This window comes from Mycoplasma sp. 6243, from assembly GCF_051200785.1.
Classification (GTDB): domain Bacteria; phylum Bacillota_I; class Bacilli_A; order Mycoplasmatales; family Metamycoplasmataceae; genus Mycoplasmopsis.
In genome coordinates, this window is record NZ_CP195154.1 from 1,012,447 (window position 1) to 1,035,949 (window position 23,503).

A 23,503-nucleotide genomic window follows, 5' to 3' on the forward strand; every position below is an offset into this window, starting at 1 on the left:
TATTTTTTAAAAAATTTTTTTTGTGAAGATAACTCAGTTATGAATACACAACTTTTTTTAAGGTCCCTTTGATTCGATAGATAAATTATTAGCAGACATTTCTTTTAATTTCTTTGCAGTCCTATTTTTAAAATACAAGGTATTTGAAAGCAATAAAATGTTTGATATAATCATAATTATAGCAGCTAATCAAGGGAATAAAATTCCACTAATAGCAACTGGTATAGCCAATAAATTAAAGAAGAAAGCTCATAAGAAGTTAAATTTAATAACTTTTAAAGTTTTCTTCGCTAAATAGATTGCTTGATAAACAGCTTGCAGTTCATTAGTCATTAAAGATATATCAGCAGCAGAGTTCACTAGATCAGAACCAGATGCAAAAGCAATTCCTAATGACGCTGTTTTTATCGCAAGAATATCATTTAAACCATCACCTACAAAGATTGTTTCACCTTTTTTCTTAAATTCTTCAATTAATTCTAATTTTTGTTCTGGTTCTAATTGTCCATAAAAAGTATGAATTCCTAAATCAGATGCAAATTTTTTAACAACTTCTTGGTTATCACCAGAAGCTATAACAACATGCAAACCTAATTCGTGGAATTTAGCAATCATATCTTTTGCATCAGCTTTTAAAGTATCACCAAGAACAAAAATCATAACAATTTTAGAATCTTCTGCTAATGCAACATATGAAAAAGGTTCAAAATTTTCGATGTTTACTAAATCGTTAAAGTTCTTTTCTAACATCTTTTTGTATGAACCAAGTTCATATTGTTTTCCGTTGCTATTTGCTACGATACCATAACCTGGAATTTCTTGTTCATTGGTTATTTCAACTGCATTAAAACTTTGATAGTTAGCAATAACTTGCGAAAGTGGGTGATGTGATTTAGAAGCTAATGATTGAGCAATGTTTTGATAACTTTGATCACCTAAAATTTTTTGGATAGTTGGTTTTCCTTGTGTCAAGGTTCCAGTTTTATCAAAAATAATATATTTTGCATTCTTGAGTTTTTCATAAACATCTGCCGAAGCAAAAAGGATTTTATTCTTGCTTGCCAAACCACTTGCTGCATAGATAGCTGCTGGAGCGGCAATCCCAAATGCACACGGACAAGCAATAACTACAACTGTAACACCAATTTTGATTCCGTAATATATACCCGAATTATTTGCTCCATCAACTTTTGCTAAATAACTAGGGAAATTATTAATAGAGTAAAGTGTTGCTGTTCAAATGATAAAACTAATTAGTGCAATTGATAAAATAGCAGGGATAAAATATCTAACAATCCGATCCGCAAGACGCTGAATCTTTGAAGATGAATCTACAATGTTTTCAAGTTTATCAATAATCTTTGTTAAGGTTGATTCACCCATAGTTTTTTGAACTTGTAATTTTAATGATGTAGTAATATTATTAGCACCTGAAACAACATAATCACCAGGTTCAACTGTTTTTGGAAGTGGTTCCCCGTTGATAAACGCCATATCTAATTCAGATGTATTTTCTAAAACAACTGCATCAACTGGAATATTTTGTCCTTTAGGAACAATAATTTGATCACCAATTTTTAAAGAACGAGTGCTTACTTTTTTAGTACTTCCATCAGGTTGCACAAGTAAAGCAAAACGATTTTGTAGTTGTAATAATTCTTTAATCCCAATACTAGACTTGCGTTTTAATTTATCTTCTAAATAATGACCAATTCCTATAAAGGTCAATAATGCACTCGGTACATCTCAAAAGTACATTTCTAAGACATTATAACCTTTTCTTGGTGTAGCAAGTGTAATAATGGTTAAAATAAGTGAATAAAAGTATGATAAATGAACCCCGATGGCTATTAACAAGTCCATTCCAACATCACCTTTAAACAAACGGTAATAGTTTGTAAAATACTTTATAGATACTACAAAAACTAAGAATGTTGCTAAAATACCTAAAACTAAATAAACTCAGGTTTGTTTAGCCTGCACAATTAAATCATGACCTACACCTTGGGAGATACCAATAATATGTAAAATAATTATTATTAAGAAAGGAATGAATATAACTGCTTGGACTCATAGATTTGTTTTAGGCAACCATAATCAATTTAAAAATTTTTTAATTTGGTTCAGCATCGTATCCTGCTTGTTTTGCTAATTTAACAATTAACTCATCTGGATATTTTTCTTCATCAGCATCGATTTTAATCATTTTTTCCATAATATTAACAGAATATTTAATTTCTGGGTATTCTTTGAATACTTTATCAATATGTGACTTACATGACGCACATGAAACATTAATTGTAAAATAACGTGTCATAAAAACTCCTTAATATAATATTGAAGTAGTTAGATTTAATAACTAACTACGATAAGAATTATAATATTAAAAAAAAGTTTTCAAGCAAAAAATTAAATTTTCGCAATTTTTTTAAGGAAATATATTCTTTTTGCTTTTTCAAAAGAGATAAAAATATTCTCTATGTCTTAAAATTCATATATAAAAATACAAAATAAGCAATTTTAAACCTTTACTTATTTTGTATTTTGGATGTTATTAAATTTGTGATATCGCTAACAAATTTAATATTCAATATCTCCTCATCTGAAATAGAAATACCAAATTCATCTTCAGCATCAATGATAAGTTCGGCTAAATCTAACGAATCAATTTCCAATGATTTGATTTCATCGTTTTCATTAACTTTCTTTTTTGATAAACGTTTTAAATTTTCTAATATTTTTGTTTTGATTTCATTCATATTCATATTATATTACATTATCCTTTGATGATACTGTGTATTTTTTCTTTTGTAGGTTCATTTACTAAATATGTTCCGGCAACACAGGCATCTGCACCAGATTTAAATGATTTAGGTCCAGTTATGTTATTTATTCCGCCATCAACTTGGATAAGAAAATCTAAACAGTCTTTTTGACGATATAGTTTTAATTTTATAATTTTATCCAAAGAAGTTTCAATGAACTTTTGTCCGCCTTTTCCTGGCTCAACTGACATAATTAAAACAAGTGCTAAACGATCTATATATGGAAGCAAAACATCCACAGGTGTGCTCGGTTTTATAGCCAAACCAATTTTTATTTCATGAAAATTTCTTTCTAAAAAATCCTCAAATTTATCTAAATCATCTATTATACTTTCATAATGAAAAGTAATGATATCAACGAAGTTTTTTACTTTTTCAACATAATCATAGGGATTTTCAACCATTAAATGAACATCCTTAAGATGTTTTTTACCATTCTTAGCAATATTTTCAATTTCATCAATCTCTATAGCGGTATTTTCAACAAATTTTCCATCCATTACATCGTAATGGATTCATTTAATTCCTGCATCTACAAGTTTATTAACTAATTCAAGTCTGTTTTTAGCATCAACATTTAATAAACTTGGTGTGACATATTTATTCATTATTTCCCCTCATTTAATTGTGATAACAATTTTAAGTAATTTTTATATCTAAATTCTGGTAGTACCCCATCACGAAGTTTTTGTTTTATTGCACAATCATTTATTGCTTCATTTTGATGTAAACAACTGCGAAATTTACATAATTTTGATCAGTTATAAAAACATTTATAACTGTGAGCAAGTTGAATTTGTGTTAGATTTAAATCCAATGAAGAAAAACCTGGAGTATCAATCAATCAGCCTTTTTTTATTTTGATTATGCTTACAGTTCTAGTTGTGTGTTTACCTCTACCTAATGCCTTGGAAATTTCCTGGGTTTGATAATTAAAATTTCCGATATTATTTAATGTAGTAGTTTTACCAACTCCACTTTGACCCATAAATAAATTATACTTATTTGCTGTAATTTCTTCGATTTTGTTTAAATAATTTGGACTATTGTTGTTTATTAAAATAACATGATAACCTAGGTTTTGATATTTATTTGCTCATTTTCTAGCATTTTCTTCATCTAAATCAATTTTACTAATACATAAAACTGGTTCAATTTGTTTTTCTTCAATAATCGCCATATATTTATCAACCAAAAAACTTGAAAATTTAGGTTGTTTTATCGACATAAAAATAAAAATTTGATCAACATTAGCAACCTTAGGACGAATAAAAAAGTTTTGACGATCTAAAATTTCAACAATCTGATTATTTTCCATTATTACATTATCACCGACAACAGGAGTTTTTTGTAAAAACCGCAACTTACCTGCAGCAGGAACTTTTATAACTTGTTGCTTGTTTACAAGTTTATAAATACCTGAAACTGCTTCAAAAATTTTATAGATTTGTTTCATAATTAAATAAAGTTATTTACCTTAAAAACAACAGCAAAAATAACTAGCACAACTATTAAAAATAATATACTAGTACCTAAAAAAAGCGGAGATCTAACAACTTCTGCAACTGTTTTTCTGGGTTTCATTGTTTTTGGTGAAATAAGTTGTTCGATTTTATTTTCATTCCTTGTAGACTTAATTATCGCCTTTTTAAACTCATTCATTGTCTTGTATCTGCCTTTTGGATCTTTTGCTGTTGATTTAGTGATAATATTTACAATTGAATTTGGGACATCATGCTTAAAGCGACGTATATCAGGGAAAGCATCTTTTTGATGCATCATTATTGTATTTACAGCATTCTCGCCACGAAATGGTAGTTGTCCAGTAAGCATTTGAAAGTATAAAACACCAAGAGCATATATGTCAACTGCAGGAGTAATGTTTTTACTACCATTTGATAACTCAGGTGCTGCATAATAAGGTGAACAAATTAACGAATGCGCTTTTGTCAAATTTTGTGTTTCGTTGGTAACTGATATACCAAAATCCAATATTTTTAGATGGTGTGAAGAAGAAATGATGATATTTTCTGGTTTGATATCGCGATGGATAATATTATGTGCATGTAATTCTTCAATTGTTTCAGCAAGTTGTTTCATATAATTATTAGCTCTCTTGATAACAAAAACATGTGAATCTTTAAGAAGTTTTGCTAATGTTTCACCTTCCATATATTCCATTACATAATATTGCTCGGTATCATTATATTCATAATCATAAATTTTTGGAATATTTTTATGCTTTATCTTTTGAAGTAAGTTAATTTCGTTTCAAAAGCGTTTTTTATTAGTATCATTATCGTCAACTTTACGGTATTTGAGTGCATATTTATTAATATCGGAAGTTTTTTTAGAATGAACTAAAAAAACCGTACCCATACCACCTTCACCGATAATTTTATCTATTATATAACTGCGATGTACCTTAGAATTTTGTGGAATTTCGAATTTATTTTTCATTATCTAACTCCAATAAAGCAATAGTCATATTATCATTTGATGAATTTAAAATTGCCTGATCTAATATAGCATTTGCTATATTCGATATACTATCATCCTTTGATAAACAAGCTTCCAAATCAATATGTTCAACAAACTCATGGATCCCATCAGATGTGAGCATTATTTTATTGATCAAATCATATTCATTATCTTTAATTTCTGTTATATCAATTGTAGTAGGAATATTAGGCCCTATTGCACTTGTTAAATAACGAGCATATTTCTCGTTCTTATTATTATGGTAGTCATATCCATTTTCTTTTCATTGTGATGCAAGGTTTTGATCTATTGTTACTTTTATAAGTTTTTTGGTATTCAAATAAAAATAGCATCGAGAATCACCTACATTAAAAATAAAAATTTTTCTATGTTCAGGAATTCCGATGCAGCCTACTAAAGTGGTACCCATATTTTCCATTTCTTTGTTTTTTGCAGCAATCTTTTTCATTTCTTTTTTAGCAGTTGCAATAGAGTATTCAATAAATTTTTTAGTTTGAATCGATGATGTATAAACAAAGTTTCTACCAAAATTAGAACTTAAATAGTTAATAACTATATTAGATGCTACATCACCATACTTATGACCACCCATACCATCAGAAAGTAATGCGAAAAAATAGTTATCTTTTGCAAATATTTTTGCACAATCTTCATTATTTTCTCTAACCGTACCCTTATCACTTATATATATAAATTTAATCAAGCATAAGCTCCCTATGTAAAATTGATCGAATTTCTTCTGCTGCCCTTTCAGGAATGTCGTTTATTACTTTGTATCTAAAGATGTGTGATTCTGCAAGTTCGAGTTCTGATTTTGCAAGGCGTTCCTTTAAAGTCTGTGAATTTTCAGTTCCACGACCTAAAATTCTTTTTCTTAAATCACTAATAGATGGTGGGGATACAAAGATGGTAATTAAGTTATATTTTTTTGCTAATTCACCTGAAGAAAATTTAGATATTATTTGCTTTGCACCCGTAGTTTCTATCTCTAGGAAAGGAACTTTATTTTTTTTGTGTATTTTATCAAGTTCAGAATATAAAGTTCCATAATAGTTGTTTAAATGATATGAAAATTCAACAAATTTACGACTTCGTATGTGATTACGAAATGTTTCAACATCCAAAAAATAATAGTGTATTCCATTTAGTTCACCATTACGTGGCATCCGCGTAGTAGCCGAACAAGAAAGTGAAAGATTAAGTTCATCAAAATCAAATAACAATCGCTCAATTGTTCCTTTTCCTACTCCGCTTGGCCCTGAAAAAATAATAATTGATTGTTTTTGTTGCTGCTTCATATCCATATTGTGTTATATTATAGCACTTTTGAGCAATTTTTACTGTAAATAAGATTATAAAATACCAAATTTTAAAAAAATCGAAAATGTAAATATATGAGTTTAAATATAGTAAAATATCCAAATACAAAAGGGGAAAATGTTTTATAAATTTTTTAAAGAATCAGGTGTTTATTCAAATCGTGAAATTAGAGCTTTAGGGAAGAAATTAGGTGTCAAGAAAATAGGACATAGTGGAATTTTAGATCAATTAGCAAGTGGCTTAATGATTGTTGCTACTGATTCAGATACTAAACTTTTAGATTATATTTCTAACAAAAATAAAGCATATATTGCTAAAGCAAAATTTGGTTATAGTTCTGATACATTAGATTCAAATGGTGATATCCAAAAAGAGAATGTAAAACAAGTTAATTTAGATAACTTACAGCAAGCAGTTTATATAATATGTACACAAGAATTTCAAATTCCACCTAAATATAGTGCAAAAAGAATCCAAGGACGCAGAGCATACGACTTAGCAAGACAAGGTATAGATATTGAATTGAAGCCTCATAAAATTAAAGTAATTGATTATAAAATACTTGACTTTGATTATGAAAATCAAGAATACACAATTTATTTTTTGGTTTCAAATGGTACATATATTCGGGTTTTATTAGAAGATATAGCAAAACAACTTAATAATAGCAGCATAATGACAGAGTTAAAACGAATTAAAGTAGGTAATATAGATATTGATGATTTGAAACCAACAGAGCATCAGAAAATATCCATATTTGATTTATTTGATTTTAATATACTTAAATATACAGAAAATGAGTATAAATATTTAATTAATGGTAGAGAGTTTGAATGTGATTATGATGATGGGATTTTAATGTGATCTGATGCACAAAACCAAATTGTATCAGTAGGACTAGTAAGAAACAAAATATTTTTTCCTAAAAAAGTATTTTTAGAAAGGCTGAAATGAAAAATTTAAAGGATATAATAAAAATAGCAGTTTTCGATGTAGATGGAACAATTTTACCTAATGGAAATACAAAATTTTCAAAAAACATCAAAACAATGTTTAAAAAACTTAAAGAAAATAATATTATAAGTGTTTTAGCAACTGCTCGTGAGTTTGCTACAATTGGAGATTTTTTTGAACAACTAAAATATGTTGATTATTTTATTGGTGCGAATGGTGCATTTATTTGAGATGTAAAAAAACAAGAATTTTTATACAAAAGTACCCTTAAAAAAGTAGATGTAGTTAAGTTATACGATGCATTCGGAACACAAATAAAAGGATTTTTAATTACTGATTTTGATAAAGTTTATAAGTCTCCACAAACTCCAACTGATTCATGATTTATTCGTCCTTTTCAAGAAAATTATTTAAACTATGAAGAAGCATTATTAAGTAATAGTGATTTATATGTTATAACTATCAACACAGATAAACCATATGAATTATCGCAGAAAATGGAACAATTTATTAAAGATGCAAAAATGGAAGTTGAAATTTCATCAAGGTGATCAAGAGGTTTTTTTATCAATCCAATTGATATAACCAAAAGCACAACATTAAAAAAATTAACTAAGCATTTAGGTTATTCAATGGATAATGTTATTGCTTTTGGTGATAGTGCAAATGATTTTGAGATGCTTCGGGATGTGTATTATGGTGTAGCAATGGAACGAGCAAGTGATAAAATTAAAACTGTAGCTTCAGATATAGCAGCAGACTGTGAATTTGATGGGGCTTATTTAAAACTTAAAGAATTACATTTAATCTAATGGACAAACTTATTATTTATACACTAGATGATTTTAAAGCTGAAGATGGTGATAGTTTTATTATCGGTTCCTTTCAAAGTTTTCACCTAGGACACTATCAGTTATATAAGCAAATAGCAAATAATCCAGGTAGAAAAATTATTGTGACTTTTAGTTGTAACGATATTTATAAATATCGCAACGAAAAACTTTATCAAAATGATAACGATCGATATTTAATGATGTCAAAAATGAATGTTGATGCGATTATTGTGCTTCATTTTAATGATGTAAGACACTTAAGTGGACCAGAATTCCTACATAAATTAGCATCTGATAAAAAAGTTAATATTGCAATTGGTCAAGACTTTAAATTTGGTTATCAAGCACAGTGAAAAGCAGACGATATAGCAAATATTTTACCTAATGCAAATGTTTGTGTTGTTGAAATATATAAAATTAAAAATGTAAAAATAAGCACAAAACTTTTAAGAGAAGGTTTAGCATACGGTAAGTTTCGTTTTCTTAATATGGTTTCTCCGTTTGGTTATCTTGTTTCAGGTGAATTAAATAACAAAGGTTTTCATTATCCGGAAAATGTTATTGTGATTCCAGCAGGTTTGTATATTGCGATTTTATATGCAAATGGTTTTGGTTTTCATATTATTATGCACAAAACAAAAGATAATTGAATATTTTTAAAATTAGTTGAAAAACAAAGTATGTATTCAATTGAAAGAATAGTTGGTAATGTTGTCCTAGAAATAATTTCAGAACTAAGATTTATAGTTTCAAATGATGAAGACCAGATTACCGAAGAAGACTATGTTAATGCGAAAAACATTTTTTTAAAATCATAGGATATGTTATAATAAATAAGCAATTTTATTGCGAACATAAATTTTACTCTGGGTTATAAAGAAGTTTTAGCTCGGATAAAACATAATATAAAGGAGTTTATTATGGTTTCTAAAGCAAGAAAAGCTGAATTAATCAAAAAATTTGGTAAGAATGCTAAAGACACAGGAAATGCATCTGTGCAAATAGCAATTTTAACCGAGGATATTGAATCACTTAAACCACACTTTTTAAAAAACCCTAAAGACAACCATTCAAGAAGAGGATTCTTAGCAAAAATTTCACAACGTAAAGTATTATTAAAACACCTAAAAGAAAATGATTTTAATGAATACAAAAAAATAACTGAAGCATTAAAAATACGTAAATAATTTGATTGAAAGGTTATTATGTCAAGAAGATGTCAAATTTCTGGTGTAGGTCCAATGGCAGGAAATACACGTTCACATGCTATGAATGCTTCAAAAAGAAAATTCAATGTTAACTTACAAAAAGTAAGAGTAACAATTGGTGGTCAAAAAATGCAACTACGGGTAAGTGCAAAAACCTTAAAAACCTTGAAGAACAAAGGTTTAGTATAACAAAAATCATTTAAGTCTGTTTTATGGACTTAAATGATTTATTTTAACTGATTAAAAACACGAGTATCCTTGAAATTTTCATATATTTTCGAAATACTGCTGTTAGTTCAAACAAAAATTCTTACTGTTACTGGATATTTAAATGTAATTGATTTTTTTGAGCGATCAAAATTTATGATTTTAATATCTTTTAATGCAGGAACTACAAATAAAGAGTTATCATTACTTGAAAAGATAAAGTCACTGGGTTTTAGTTGGTCAATTGGGGTATTTATTGCTTCTGTTTTGATGTCGATTTTGTAGTTTTCTGTTGCAATAGAAGAAATCAATTTATCTAATTGCAATTTGAACATATTTCTAATTTTACTGTTATTAGAATCTGATGAAATATAAACATTATCAACATTAAAATAACCGATAAAATCACTAAATTCATTACGTTTGTTGTTAATTAGTTTTAAATTATCATCATCTTCTTTAAAACTTATATATTTATTAAATCAAAAACCATCTGTTTGGTTTGCATGATATTTAATTAAGTCTTCATAACTTAAAAAGTTATCAATTGTTCTTACGATAGTGTTTTGTGAAATTGTATATTCTTGTTTTTGTGTTGTTACAACATTATTTATATAAGTATTTTGTGTATATGAAATTTTATTACCTGGATGAAGCAATAAATCGATATCTTTATAAACTGCATCAGCACCCGGATCTGATTTATAATATATATTATAATCGTTTGCGTATTTTGCTACAACAGTTATTAAATCATTAAAATCGCTTTTGCTTCCACGACCTAAAACTAATAAGGGTTTCTTTTTATTTTTATAAATATCACTTTCAATTATATCTCTAGTTTTTTGTCAATTATTTCCAATAATATTAGTAAAATAAGTTATTAAGTATTTATTATCAGAACTTTTTGTTTTAGTAAGCAAATTATTCAAAGTTTCATTATCATCATTAAAATAAGCAAAATTATTTTTTAGATAATTTTCATTAAATCTGCTAGCTATTTCAGATGTGCTTCAATAATAATTAATATGATTAAAGTTTATTGATAAAAGATACTGATTATATGAATTTAAGAATTTTCCTTTATACAAATTTCAAACCTTGTTTGTTGAATCAAAATATTCACTGCGAAATTTTGGATCAAAACCTTTATATAAAATACTAAAACCAATTGATGTATCTTGATTTAATCCGTTAATTTGCACATTTTTGTAAGTCGATAAATTAGCATAATCAACAGAACGTTCAAAATTATTAGAATTAGTTCAAATGTTGATTCTTTTGTATGGATTTGAATTAATTATATGTTCAACTTGTGATAAAACTGCTTCATCTTCACCTTTTTTAATCTTAATTACTTTAGAATTTTTATTTTTTACATCAACTCTTTGGCTGTTATAAAAATCCTCTAATAATTTAGCGTCCGTTCTACTTTGAACAAGCGAATTATTAGGTAAAACAAAAAAATAATTTTCACTCTTAGATAGCATTGATAGTCGAATTAAATCATAATACACATCTGTTCCACGGGTTGTGAAATAAATATTAATATCTGCTCGATTCTGCTTATTAAGCAAATCAAGTTTTGAATTTGTGTCGATATCAAAATTAACAAAATTTTGCTTTTGATTTTTTGAATCATTTAATTTGTCGGTGCTTTTGTTTGCAAAAATACCTATATCACTAAATAAAACTACCCCAATCACAGTTGCAGCAGCAGCAATAAGCGATGAATGAATCAACATATATTTTTTTAATTTTTTCATAATTTACCTAAATAGTTTTATTTTGTTATTAATATTTTATAATTTTTAAATGAAAAAGAAAACTAAAAAGTGAATCGAATTAATGGTACCGATTACAAGTTGGATATTAATTATAATGATGACTATTTTAATTTTAGGATTATTACTATCAATTTTTATCCTTAGTAAACTATCACATGAACTAACTAATGAATTGAATATTAATTTTTACATCTTTCAAACAAACATTATTGAATATTTGATAATTATTTTAATTTTGATTATATCTTATGTAATGAGAGCGATACTTCTAACAAAGTTAATGTATAAGGTAAAATTCAATAACAAGGTAAAAAGAGCAATATTCATCTTTGTTCCATTAATTTATGATGACATCTTATTAGATTCATATCGATTAAGCTGTAATCTCAATGATTATAATAAATACATAAATTGCAAATATTCGTTAAGATTAATGCGATTGACATTTTCGATGATTACTTTTTATATAATTTATCTTATTGTTTTTATCTCTTTGATGTTTTTATTAAAATATTTACAAAATGAATTTTATGAAAAATTCATAGATATTCTCCTTTATTGTTTCTTTGTAATCTTCTTTTTTATTTCTTTTTCGTTTAATGTTTGATACTTTAAAAGTTTTATAAAACTAAAAGATATGAATATTGATTATAAAGGATTTGAATTAATAAAGTTAAAAAATTTAGAGTTAATATATTCAGAAAATATAAAATAAAATTTTTATTTTTTATTTTTTATCATATAATAGTTAAGCATTCAAAAAATAAAATAATTTTGTTTATTTTTGTTTGCAATATAATAATTATTGCTTATATTTTACTATAAGTAAAAGTTCTTTGAAAACTAGATATAAAACATGACAGTCAATTTTTTCGAGAGTTTGATCCTGGCTCAGGATGAACGCTGGCTGTGTGCCTAATACATGCATGTCGTGCGAAGTTATTTATAACTTAGCGGCGAATGGGTGAGTAACACGTACTTAACGTACCTTTTAGATTAGGATAACGATGAGAAATTATCGCTAATACTGGATACCTTTAACTTTTGCATAAAAGTTAAATTAAAGGAGCATTTGCTCCACTAAGAGATCGGGGTGCGGAGCATTAGTTAGTTGGTAGGGTAAAGGCCTACCAAGACGATGATGTTTAGCGGGGTTGAGAGACTGATCCGCCACACTGGGACTGAGATACGGCCCAGACTCCTACGGGAGGCAGCAGTAGGGAATTTTCCACAATGGACGAAAGTCTGATGGAGCAACACAGCGTGCAGGATGACAGCCTTCGGGTTGTAAACTGCTGTTATAAGGGAAGAAAAAGTATTAAAGGAAATGTTAATACCTTGACGGTACCTTGTCAGAAAGCAACGGCTAACTATGTGCCAGCAGCCGCGGTAATACATAGGTTGCAAGCGTTATCCGAAATTATTGGGCGTAAAGCGTCTGTAGGTTGTATGTTAAGTCTGGCGTCAAAATTTGGGGCTCAACCCCAAATCGCGTTGGATACTGGCATGCTAGAATTGTATAGAGGTTAGCGGAATTCCTAGTGAAGCGGTGAAATGCGTAGATATTAGGAAGAACACCAACTTGGCGAAGGCAGCTAACTGGGTACATATTGACACTGAGAGACGAAAGCGTGGGGAGCAAACAGGATTAGATACCCTGGTAGTCCACGCTGTAAACGATGATGATTAGTTGATAGATACTATCGACGCAGCCTAACGCATTAAATCATCCGCCTGAGTAGTATGCTCGCAAGAGTGAAACTTAAAGGAATTGACGGGGATCCGCACAAGCAGTGGAGCATGTGGTTTAATTTGAAGATACGCGTAGAACCTTACCCACTCTTGACATCTTCTGCAAAACTATAGAGATATAGTGGAGGCTAACAGAATGACAGATGGTGCATGGTTGTCGTCAGCCTCGTGTCGTGAGATGTTCGGTTAAGTCCTGCAACGAGCGCAACCCTTATTCTTAGTTAATTATCTAAGAAGACTGCCCGAGTAATTGGGAGGAAGGTGGGGACGACGTCAAATCATCATGCCTCTTACGAGTGGGGCAACACACGTGCTACAATGGATAGTACAAAGAGAAGCAAAATAGTGATGTGAAGCAAATCTCAAAAAACTATTCTCAGTTCGGATTGTAGTCTGCAACTCGACTACATGAAGTCGGAATTGCTAGTAATCGTAGATCAGCTACGCTACGGTGAATACGTTCTCGGGTCTTGTACACACCGCCCGTCACACCATGGGAGCTGGTAATGCCCGAAGTCGGTTTAGTTAACTACGGAGACAACCGCCTAAGGCAGGGCCGGTGACTGGGGTGAAGTCGTAACAAGGTATCCCTACGAGAACGTGGGGATGGATTACCTCCTTTCTACGGAGTACATTGTTATTTATATAACAAATATTAACGACTATTTTATTTATGTTATGTGCTTTTGTTAATAGTCCAAAAGTTATATCTAGTTTTGAGAGAACTTTTCTCTCTTTTGTTCTTTGAAAACTGAATAGTAAAGATAAATTAATATGACAACGACATCAAAAAAAATGAGTCAATTTGTTTGATGATACCGAGTAATTATTTATAAAATAATTTATTAAAATGTCTTTGAATACATCAAATCAATAGGTTATATTGTCAACTTTTAAATAAGAAAGAGTGAGTTGTGGATGCTTGTGGGTCTGGAAGTCGAAGAAGGACGTGATTACCTGCGATAGTCCTCGTAGAGCCTGGATATAGTCTGCGACACGGGGATTTCCGAATGGGGAAACCTAATTAGAATAATATCTAATTGCATTGAAATGAATCTATAGTTTCAACTGACGAGACACGTTGTGAACTGAAACATCTTAGTAGCAACAGGAACAGAAAATAAACAATGATTCCATAAGTAGCATGAGCGAAATTGGAAGAGTCTCAAACCAACTTATGTTGGGGTTGTAGGACTATCTACACGAAGTTACAAATTGCACTGATAGCAAAAGAAGTTGGGAAGCTTCAGCATAGAGGGTGATACTCCCGTATGTAAAATTATTGCAACTTCTGATAGTATCCTGAGTAGGGCGAGGCACGTGAAACCTTGTCTGAATCCACCGGGACCATCCGGTAAGGCTAAATACTAACCAGACACCGATAGCGAACTAGTACCGTGAGGGAAAGGTGAAAAGAACCCCGGGAGGGGAGTGAAATAGAATCTGAAACAACTTACTTACAATTAGTCAAAGGCCGTTAATGGCTGATGGCGTACATCTTGCAGTATGGACCGGCGAGTTATATTAACATGCAAGGTTAAGCAGAAAAAAGCGGAGCCGTAGAGAAATCGAGTCTGAATAGGGCGTTTAGTATGTTGATATATACCCGAAACCATGTGATCTATTCATGAGCAGGTTGAAGTTTGGGTAACACCAAATGGAAGACCGAACCGTAGTACGCTGAAAAGTGCCCGGATGACTTGTGAATAGTGGAGAAATTCCAATCGAACTTGGAGATAGCTGGTTCTCCTCGAAATAGCTTTAGGGCTAGCGTGTGATGTTAAGAATTGGTGGTAGAGCACTGAATATGGAATGGCCGCGCCTAGTGGTACTGACTATAATCAAACTCCGAATACCATTTTGTATTATCATGCAGTCGGAACCGGGGTGCTAACGTCCCGGCTCGCGAGGGTAACAACCCAGATCGTCGGCTAAGGTCCCAAAATTGTGTTAAGTCAGAAAGGTTGTGAGATTTCATAAACAACTAGGAGGTTGGCTTAGAAGCAGCCACCCTTTAAAGAGTGCGTAATAGCTCACTAGTCAAGAGATCTTGCGCCAATAATTTAACGGGAGTAAAACACAATACCGAAGCCACGGGTACATTATGTACGTTAGAGGAGCGTTCTTAAGACAGTGAAGTTACACCGTAAGGAGTAATGGAGACTTAAGAAGTGAGAATGCCGGTATGAGTAACGATTTGTGGTGAGAATCCACAACGCCTATTGGGAAAGGTTTCCTGGGGAAGGTTCGTCCACCCAGGGTTAGTCAGGGCCTAAGGAAAGGCAGAAATGCGTATCCGATGGATAACAGGTTAATATTCCTGTACCACCTTAATATGTGATGGAGTGACGGAGAAGGATAGCACTACCTATAAATGGATTTTTTAGGGGTAAATAACAACTGGGGAAGATTAGTTAAATGCGTCTTCTAAAAGAAATTGCAACCGGAAGTTATGATGCATAGATTCTTTGAATCAAATTGTGTGATTTCATACTTCCTAGAAAAGCTTCTAAACTTTAAATATTTTGGTGCCTGTACCGAGAACGGACACACGTTCCCAAGATGAGTATTCTAAGGCGAGCGAGAAAACCAATGTTAAGGAACTCTGCAAATTAACCCCGTAAGTTCGCAAGAAGGGGTACCAGCTTGTAAAAGTTGGTCACAGTAAATTGTGAGGGGCAACTGTTTATCAAAAACACAGCTCTCTGCTAAACCGTAAGGTGATGTATAGGGGGTGAAGCCTGCCCAGTGCCCGAAGGTTAAGTGGATGCGTTAGCTTTATGCGAAGCGTTGAAATGAAGCCCGGGTGAACGGCGGCCGTAACTATAACGGTCCTAAGGTAGCGAAATTCCTTGTCGGCTAAATACTGACCTGCACGAAAGGCGCAATGATCTCTCAACTGTCTCAACATTGGACTCGGTGAAATTATGGTCCCAGTGAAAACGCTGGGTACCCGCATCAAGACGAAAAGACCCCATGGAGCTTTACTACAACTTCGTATTGGAACTTGGCCTAACATGTGTAGGATAGGTGGGAGACATTGATACTGAAACGCTAGTTTCAGAGGAGTCACCGTTGAAATACCACCCTTGGTATGTTGAGTTTCTAACCTACCACCGTGATCCGGTGGGGAGACAGTGCGTGGTGGGTAGTTTGACTGGGGCGGTCGCCTCCTAAAAGGTAACGGAGGCGTTCAAAGGTACACTCAATACGGTCAGAAACCGTATGTAGAGCGCAAAGGTAGAAGTGTGCTTAACTGCGAGACTTACAAGTCGAGCAGGTGCGAAAGCAGGACTTAGTGATCCGGCTGTACATCATGGAATGGCAGTCGCTCAACGGATAAAAGTTACCCTGGGGATAACAGGCTTATCTTGCCCAAGAGATCACATCGACGGCAAGGTTTGGCACCTCGATGTCGGCTCATCGCATCCTGGAGCTGGAGTCGGTTCCAAGGGTTTGGCTGTTCGCCAATTAAAGCGGTACGCGAGCTGGGTTCAGAACGTCGTGAGACAGTTCGGTCCCTATCTGATGTGGGCGTTGGAATATTGATGAGAGCTGCTCTTAGTACGAGAGGACCGGAGTGGACGTACCACTGGTGTTCCAGTTGTTCCGCCAGGAGCATAGCTGGGTAGCTAAGTATGGAAGGGATAACCGCTGAAAGCATCTAAGTGGGAAGCCTCCTCAAAGATAAGTATTCCCTTGAAATTCCTTGTAGACTACGAGGTTGATAGGATGGAAGTGTAAGTGTAGTAATACATTCAGCTGACCATTACTAATAAATTGATAGGTTTAAAAGTAAATGTATTCAAGACATTTTAATGAATTATAATTACTATTCAGTTTTCAAAGGACTATGCCTAAGGGGCATTTTTTTATTCAATTTACGAATATTTCTACAAAAATATGCTTTTATGTTAAAATAATGATAGATATTATATTTAGAACATTATAAATATATTGTTTTAATAATAAAAACTAAAAGGAATTGATAATGAAAAGATTTAGTAAATTAAAGATGTTATGATGAGCTTTACCTACGACTGCATTAGTTTTAGCATCTACAGTGATTTTTTCAGTTAAAGAAAAAGGAAAATCTGATATTAAATGATTTGAAAATTATCATAATAATAAATTTCAAGTGAGGAATTTTAGAATAAAGACAAGTTCTTCTGATCCGACTATAATTAATTCACTTAAAAATTTCGAGTTGAAAATTATTTTAAAACATGAATTAGACAAAAATAGCGAAAATGATTTGGAGGATTTGTTAAAAAACAAGAACCAAGATTTCATTGAAAAAATCAAAAAATCAAATCTAATTTTTAAAGATGTTAAAACTTCTTCGTTAGCACCGTTTGTTTGATTTTATTTTGAAAACGAAGAACAACGAAAAAATTTTGTTGAAAAAATACAAAAACTTGATTCAATATTAGGAATTGTTCTTTTTGATCAAAGTGTTGTACAACTAAGCAATAGTAATCAATATGATCCATATTATAAACTTTATAGAAAAATAAATAATAATAATGATTTGTTTATGGATTTTATTAAACAAAAAGAGCAAGAAAATCATAGAAGTTATATACCCACATCTAAAATTGGAATTTTAGAAGTTGGTGGAAAATTTGATGAAACTATGGATAATGACTTTTTAAACAGAGGTTATGAGATTCTAATAACAAATAAAAATCTTGAATTAAACCATCATTCTCAAGAGGTTCCATTGATTGCAGCTGGTAGTCAGGGATTCGACAGATACGCTAAAATGTATTTTAGTAGTTTTAAAACTGATAAAGAATGAGAAGGTGCCCTTGAATGGTTTGTTAAAAATGGTGTAAAAGTTATAAATCATAGTTATGGATCGATTTATGATTTATTAGGTAGCGAATATAATGAAAATAACTTACTTTTGGATAGTATTTCAAGAAAATATGGAATTATAAATGTATTTGCATCCGGTAATGATAATGATAACCGTGACAAAGGAAATGAATGAATAAATTCAAAATCATTATCAATTAACAATATTGTAGTCGGAGCATTAGAATATGATTCATATCGTGGAATATCATCTGATAATATTGCCCGATATTCAAATTATCTATTATTTGATAAATATAAAAACTTAGTAAAACCTAATGTTGTTGCACCAGGTTATTTATATAAAAGAAAAATATTGGGTTATGGTGATATTCAATATAATAAAATCGGTACAAGTTATGCAGCACCAATTATTTCAGGGTTGATATCTACATTGTTAAGAGAGAAAAGTTTAATTAATAATGATAATTATAGAATTCAAGCAATTAAAGCAATTTTAGCTGTGGCATCTTGAATACCGAATAATAATGATATAGCTTATAAAAGTAATGGGTACTCACTAAAATATGGAGCTGGTATTCCTAATTTTGAAAAGATGCTTAAAGCGTTTGATAATCTAACAATTGCTAATATTGATAAAAAAACAAACGGAACTGTGTTAGCAACAAAAGAATTTTATGCTTATAAAGGACAAAACATAAGAGTAGCTAGTTCGTGATTATTCAATGCTGGATTGCTTAAAAATAAAGAAAATAAACCAAGTTCGAATTTTAGTTGATATCTATATTTAATTCCGTTTTTTGCAATCGGAACAGGAATTGCAGATTTAGTGTGAAGTGGTACACATAAAAACGACAGCCAACTTAAATTACATGAAACCCTAAAAAGACAAGAACAAAAATTATATTCTGATTATGATTTAATTTTAGAATATAAAGATAAAAATGGGAATTGAAAGCAAATTAAAAAAATAATTACAGAAGATTCAACAGATGAACTTATAATCCATAATGCAAATATATCAGGTTTATATCGAGCAAGGGTAGTAAAATATAAAGATTCATTATTTGAAAATTCTATTGATGATAATATTGCAATGACATATTTGGTATCTTGATAAATGAAAAGAACATTTAAAACTATATTAGCATCTTCTGTTTTATCAACTTCTTTAATAGTTTTGTCATGCTCTAGTAACAAAGTTTCTATAAATTACGACGATGAAAATATTGATTATCGTTTAAGATTTGCTGAATTACTTGATCTTTACCAAACCCAAACTAATATAAAAAGAAATCCATATGATTTTTTATGTTAAAATGAGAATCTGGTGAAAATAATGGTGGGTATGGTGTTGAAACCTTATTAAAGAATAATTTTACAATATTTACAAGTTCCAATCAAGTTCGGAATGATTATTTAAGTAGGTTTTCACTAGATTTTTATAAGAAAATATACAATATGTTTTTAAGGTTAAATGAAAAAGAGAGGGATTTTAATATCAATGATTATTGAAAAATTAATCCTAATAATATGACACAAGAGCAAATAAATAAGTATAATGAACAAAAATTCGAAGAACAATATTTATATAATCAAAAAATAGATGAATTTTTTAAGACAAAAAACTTGGTTCTTTCTACATCTTGACATGCTCGCTATCGTATTGACTATTCCCAAATAGATTACTTGATATATAATCCTAGAAGTAATCCTGATGAAATCTCGTTTATTAAAGTACATACTGGACAATTGCAACCTGCGAGGTATTACCAACCTGCAAGTGGAGGTGCATCATTTATGGATTCTGCTGTAATAAATAAAAATATTAAAATTAATCCGATTGTAAATGATCACTTAACTAAGCAAGAAGTTATAGATCTCTTTGAATTTCTTGAAAAAAAATATGAGGTAAAATAAATGAAGCATCATAAGTGATTGATATTATTTGTTTCTGTATCAATGATTGCACCTATTTTAATTGCTTGCTCAAATGTTGAAACAAAAAAACCGACGGAAAATAAAGCAGAGATTAATGCCACAAATGAATTTAATAATTTACTCGAGTGATATCAAAAGCAAAATAAAATAGTATCTAACCAAGATCGCTTTGGTAAGCATTGAAGTTATCTTTGAAACAAAGATAAGATACCTTTATTTAAGCAGCCATACCTTATTATTGAGACACTAGATGACCTAAAGGAAAAAATACTTAATAAATTTGATCGTAAATTATTTGTGGAACTATATAATAGTAAAAAATATAGTTTAGATTTCGATATTCGAAAATTAGATGAAAAAGATATTCTTGAACTTAATTTACAAAAATTTTCTAATATTTTTTTAAATAACCAAAACCTTGAAACTTTCTTTAAAGAAAATAACTTACTTATAGCTCAATATTGACTCGATCCAAACGATAAAAACAAATACAATCAAAAATATCTTATACCAGATCCTACACACCAATCAGATACTCATTTAATATTTGATGTAGTTAGTCCAAATGACTTATATTATGTTGAAGATTTTTGGTTATATCAAAGTTCACCACAATATGAAAAAGACTTTTTATACAAAGATGTAAAATTAACTGTAATTACTTTTAATAAAGGAAAAAAGATTTTTATAGATGAAAATTTAACAAAAACTCAAACTAAAAATATTTACAAAACACTTTTAACAAAATATGGTGATCGAGTATAAAATATACACAACAATATTAATATTGTTGTGTTTTAATAACAAAACACATAAATTTAAAAGCAAAAAATATTAAAATTAGCTTATTTTTATACACTAAAAAACCTAATTTTATAATATAATTTAAGATATGAATAAATTGAAAATAGGTGTTGATATAACACATATTTCCAGGTTTGTAAACAAAAGTAATTCTTTTATTGATAGGTTGCTTTCTGCAGATGAATTAGTTAAATTTGATAAACTTAAACAAAAACAAAAGCAATTATTTTTAGCACGAAGTTGAGCAATAAAGGAAGCTATTTTCAAAGCAGATAATCAATATTATAAATTTAAAGAAATTGATATAAAAAAAATAAATAATAGATGAATCTTTAAAGATTTTATTATTACAATTTCGCATGAAAAAGATATATTGATTGCTTTTGTAATTAATATGGGGGAATAAATGAAATTTACAATAGATACTAGAATTAAGTTTCTTGCTACATGTTTAGCATGATTGCGTCGTTGATTGAAACTTGGTTCAATGCTGCGTAAGTATAAAAAAACACCTGAATTAGTTTCTCGTGAACAACGCTATAAGTTTATTCTAAAAATTGCTAAGAAATTAATTAAAATTTATAATATTGATTTAGCTATTGAAGGCATTGAAAATATTCCAAATAATGGTGGAATTATTTTAACTCCTAACCATAAATCATATATTGATGCCTTAGTTTTGATTGCTGCATTAGAACAAACAAATCAAGAATTTATTGATAAGCCTCGTGTCCCTACATTTATTGGTAAAGAAGGATTGAAAAAAAGTAAAACTATTTATAAATCAATGCAACTACTTGATTCATTTTTTATAGATAACAAAAATATCCGCGATAGTCTTCGTACATTAGATGAATTTACTGATTTTGTCAAAAATCAAAAAACTTTTGGAATTGTCTTTCCGGAAGGAACCCGCATTAAAGAAGAGAAATTAGGTGATTTTAAATCAGGTATCTATAAAATGGCCAATAATACATATATGGATGTGATTCCTGTTGCTATCTCAAATACATTAGATGCTTTTAGTCTCAAACGTCATGGCAGAATCAAAGTTACAGTTTCATTTTTAACTACTTTAAAAGCCAAAACTAATATTACTAAGGAACCAGCAATAATTGCAACTAAAGCAAAAGATATGATTGCTGCAAAGTTAGGATATACTGATGAAATTAAAAAATAAAAATCTTAACTATTCTTATGAGCATAATTTCAAATTAGCTGATTTTGATGGACCACTTGATTTGTTGTTAGAGTTAATTAAAGCGAAGAAAATAAGCATCATGGAAGTTAATTTAATCGAATTAGCAACTCAATATATTCAAATCATTAATCATTTAAAAGAAGCAGAAATTGATATTGCTGGCGATTATTTAGTAATGGCTACAACCTTAATTAACCTAAAAGCAAAGATGATCCTACAAGGTCCAGACGAAGTCGATGAAGAAATAGAACAAGAAAAGAAATTGTTTATTCAAGACTTAGTTGAATATGAGCAGTTTCGTCAGGTTCGTGAAGCTTTAAAAACATTTCAAAGTCAGCGCGCTGATATTTATATTAAAAAAGCAAGTAATATTGATGAATACATTCAAGACAGTGATTCAGCAAAACTTGATGGACATTCAAATCCGATAAAATTAATTAATGTTCTGCGTAAGATGTTTGAAAGAGTTTATGCACAGCATTTGAGACAAACCAAACTTGAAAAGTTTAATTTAACACCATCCGATCAATTTCCGTTTATTAAGAATTTATTAAGACAACACCAAACCTTAACTTTTGAAATGGTATTTAATCAACCATCCTTAAATCACTTTGTTATTACCTTAATTGCAGTTTTAGATTTAGCAAGACAACAGTATTTACTAATCAAACAAGATAATCAATTTGATGTAATTTCAATAACCAGAGGAGAAAAATTCAATGAAGAATAAAATATTAGAGGCACTTTTATATATTCAAGGTGATGATGGACTTACTTTAGAACAAGTTAAAGAAATATTTAACTTAAATACCTTACACGAAGCAAAAAAAGTAATGGCAGATTTTCATAAGGATTTCAACTCTGAAGATCGTGGTTTAAAAGTTGTAGTATTCAATGAAATATATAAATTAGCTACCCGTGAAAGTGTTAAAGAATATATAACTAAGATGGTATCAGTTGTGCGTCCACATCGTTTATCAAATGCTGCTATTGAAGTAGCAGGAATTGTAGCTTATAAACAACCAATAACCCGCAGTCAAATTAACAAAGTGCGAGGAACCGGTTCTGATCAGGTAATTAATACTTTATTAGTTAATGGTGTGATTGAAGAGGTTGGTATTTCGCCTACTCCTGGTAGACCAATATTATATGGGATAACAAATAAATTCTATGATCACTTTAAAATTTCTACCTTACGGGATTTACCAAAACTAGATGATTTTAATTATGTTGATGGTGTTGAAAATGAGGTAAATGATTTTGATTTATTTACCAGCCAAAGAGAAAATAAATAACCTATCATTTAGATAGGTTATTTTTTAAACAAGGACATAAAAATTAACAGAAA

Annotated in this window: 22 protein-coding genes and 2 rRNA genes; 15 read left to right on the forward strand and 9 right to left on the reverse strand. The window is 30.1% G+C overall.

Translation table 4 applies throughout. The annotated features are described in order from the left end of the window. Positions 1-57 precede the first annotated feature (57 nt). From ACR82Z_RS04260 to gmk, 8 genes are all read right to left on the reverse strand, one after another. On the reverse strand, positions 58-2,130 hold the full coding sequence (locus ACR82Z_RS04260; protein ID WP_435129231.1) for a heavy metal translocating P-type ATPase: 2,073 nt from the start codon (positions 2,128-2,130) through the stop codon (positions 58-60). After that, entirely contained in the window at positions 2,114-2,317 is a 204-nt protein-coding gene (locus ACR82Z_RS04265) for a cation transporter (RefSeq protein WP_435129234.1), read from the reverse strand. The genes ACR82Z_RS04260 and ACR82Z_RS04265 overlap by 17 nt, the downstream gene beginning before the upstream one ends. A gap of 211 nt (positions 2,318-2,528) precedes the next feature. Beyond that, positions 2,529-2,759 carry a phosphopantetheine-binding protein gene (locus ACR82Z_RS04270; RefSeq protein WP_435129237.1) on the reverse strand — a complete coding sequence of 77 codons (231 nt, stop codon included), beginning with the start codon at positions 2,757-2,759 and terminating at the stop codon, positions 2,529-2,531. Between the two features lie 17 nt (positions 2,760-2,776). Continuing rightward, positions 2,777-3,433 (reverse strand): ribulose-phosphate 3-epimerase, encoded by a 657-nt coding sequence (locus tag ACR82Z_RS04275; protein ID WP_435129240.1) that lies wholly within the window; start codon positions 3,431-3,433, stop codon positions 2,777-2,779. After that, complete coding sequence (rsgA, locus tag ACR82Z_RS04280) at positions 3,433-4,281, reverse strand: ribosome small subunit-dependent GTPase A (protein WP_435129242.1); 849 nt, start codon at positions 4,279-4,281, stop codon at positions 3,433-3,435. Before rsgA ends, ACR82Z_RS04275 begins: the two co-directional genes overlap by 1 nt. 2 nt (positions 4,282-4,283) lie before the next feature. Then, a complete protein-coding gene (locus ACR82Z_RS04285; protein WP_435129245.1) occupies positions 4,284-5,285 on the reverse strand; it encodes a serine/threonine protein kinase in 1,002 nt (333 codons plus the stop codon). After that, positions 5,275-6,030 carry a PP2C family protein-serine/threonine phosphatase gene (locus ACR82Z_RS04290; RefSeq protein ID WP_435129248.1) on the reverse strand — a complete coding sequence of 252 codons (756 nt, stop codon included), beginning with the start codon at positions 6,028-6,030 and terminating at the stop codon, positions 5,275-5,277. The genes ACR82Z_RS04285 and ACR82Z_RS04290 overlap by 11 nt, the downstream gene beginning before the upstream one ends. Continuing rightward, positions 6,023-6,625 carry a guanylate kinase gene (gmk, locus tag ACR82Z_RS04295; RefSeq protein WP_435129251.1) on the reverse strand — a complete coding sequence of 201 codons (603 nt, stop codon included), beginning with the start codon at positions 6,623-6,625 and terminating at the stop codon, positions 6,023-6,025. The genes ACR82Z_RS04290 and gmk overlap by 8 nt, the downstream gene beginning before the upstream one ends. Before the next feature lie 139 nt (positions 6,626-6,764). On the opposite strand from gmk, the gene truB reads away from it, so the two are divergent. The 5 genes from truB (at position 6,765) to rpmB (ending at position 9,831) form a co-directional block, all read left to right on the forward strand. Continuing rightward, complete coding sequence (truB, locus tag ACR82Z_RS04300; protein WP_435129254.1) at positions 6,765-7,610, forward strand: tRNA pseudouridine(55) synthase TruB; 846 nt, start codon at positions 6,765-6,767, stop codon at positions 7,608-7,610. Next, on the forward strand, positions 7,598-8,413 hold the full coding sequence (locus tag ACR82Z_RS04305) for a YcsE-related riboflavin metabolism phosphatase (RefSeq protein ID WP_435129257.1): 816 nt from the start codon (positions 7,598-7,600) through the stop codon (positions 8,411-8,413). The genes truB and ACR82Z_RS04305 overlap by 13 nt, the downstream gene beginning before the upstream one ends. Next, positions 8,413-9,252, forward strand: coding sequence for an FAD synthase (locus ACR82Z_RS04310; protein ID WP_435129260.1), 840 nt, complete (start codon positions 8,413-8,415; stop codon positions 9,250-9,252). The genes ACR82Z_RS04305 and ACR82Z_RS04310 overlap by 1 nt, the downstream gene beginning before the upstream one ends. 102 nt (positions 9,253-9,354) lie before the next feature. After that, entirely contained in the window at positions 9,355-9,621 is a 267-nt protein-coding gene (rpsO, locus tag ACR82Z_RS04315; RefSeq protein WP_435129263.1) for a 30S ribosomal protein S15, read from the forward strand. Positions 9,622-9,639: 18 nt separating this feature from the next. Further along, positions 9,640-9,831, forward strand: a complete 192-nt coding sequence (gene rpmB / locus ACR82Z_RS04320) for a 50S ribosomal protein L28 (RefSeq protein ID WP_435129266.1) — start codon at positions 9,640-9,642, stop codon at positions 9,829-9,831. A 38-nt stretch (positions 9,832-9,869) separates the two neighbouring features. Here the strand turns inward: rpmB and ACR82Z_RS04325 are convergent, their stop codons facing one another. Next, positions 9,870-11,615 (reverse strand): hypothetical protein, encoded by a 1,746-nt coding sequence (locus tag ACR82Z_RS04325; RefSeq protein WP_435129269.1) that lies wholly within the window; start codon positions 11,613-11,615, stop codon positions 9,870-9,872. 49 nt (positions 11,616-11,664) lie between these two features. Here ACR82Z_RS04325 and ACR82Z_RS04330 point away from each other — a divergent pair, with 49 nt between their 5' ends. The 10 genes from ACR82Z_RS04330 (at position 11,665) to scpB (ending at position 23,450) form a co-directional block, all read left to right on the forward strand. Further along, the gene (locus ACR82Z_RS04330; protein ID WP_435129272.1) at positions 11,665-12,351 is read left to right on the forward strand and encodes a hypothetical protein; all 687 of its coding nucleotides are present in this window, start codon (positions 11,665-11,667) and stop codon (positions 12,349-12,351) included. 153 nt (positions 12,352-12,504) lie between these two features. Then, positions 12,505-14,010: ribosomal RNA gene (locus tag ACR82Z_RS04335) — 16S ribosomal RNA — on the forward strand. Between the two features lie 269 nt (positions 14,011-14,279). After that, positions 14,280-17,185, forward strand: a 23S ribosomal RNA gene (locus tag ACR82Z_RS04340). The 16S and 23S rRNA genes sit together here, the layout of an rRNA operon. Positions 17,186-17,379: 194 nt before the next feature. Next, positions 17,380-19,329 (forward strand): S8 family serine peptidase, encoded by a 1,950-nt coding sequence (locus ACR82Z_RS04345; RefSeq protein ID WP_435129274.1) that lies wholly within the window; start codon positions 17,380-17,382, stop codon positions 19,327-19,329. A gap of 191 nt (positions 19,330-19,520) precedes the next feature. Continuing rightward, a complete protein-coding gene (locus tag ACR82Z_RS04350) occupies positions 19,521-20,129 on the forward strand; it encodes a hypothetical protein (RefSeq protein WP_435129277.1) in 609 nt (202 codons plus the stop codon). Next, positions 20,130-20,915: a hypothetical protein gene (locus ACR82Z_RS04355; RefSeq protein ID WP_435129280.1), complete on the forward strand. Its 786-nt coding sequence runs from the start codon at positions 20,130-20,132 to the stop codon at positions 20,913-20,915. Between the two features lie 127 nt (positions 20,916-21,042). Further along, a complete protein-coding gene (locus ACR82Z_RS04360; protein WP_435129283.1) occupies positions 21,043-21,360 on the forward strand; it encodes a 4'-phosphopantetheinyl transferase superfamily protein in 318 nt (105 codons plus the stop codon). After that, positions 21,361-22,134: a lysophospholipid acyltransferase family protein gene (locus tag ACR82Z_RS04365; protein WP_435129286.1), complete on the forward strand. Its 774-nt coding sequence runs from the start codon at positions 21,361-21,363 to the stop codon at positions 22,132-22,134. Continuing rightward, positions 22,118-22,885 (forward strand): segregation/condensation protein A, encoded by a 768-nt coding sequence (locus ACR82Z_RS04370; protein WP_435129289.1) that lies wholly within the window; start codon positions 22,118-22,120, stop codon positions 22,883-22,885. The genes ACR82Z_RS04365 and ACR82Z_RS04370 overlap by 17 nt, the downstream gene beginning before the upstream one ends. Further along, on the forward strand, positions 22,875-23,450 hold the full coding sequence (gene scpB, locus ACR82Z_RS04375; RefSeq protein ID WP_435129292.1) for an SMC-Scp complex subunit ScpB: 576 nt from the start codon (positions 22,875-22,877) through the stop codon (positions 23,448-23,450). The genes ACR82Z_RS04370 and scpB overlap by 11 nt, the downstream gene beginning before the upstream one ends. Positions 23,451-23,503: the final 53 nt, after the last annotated feature.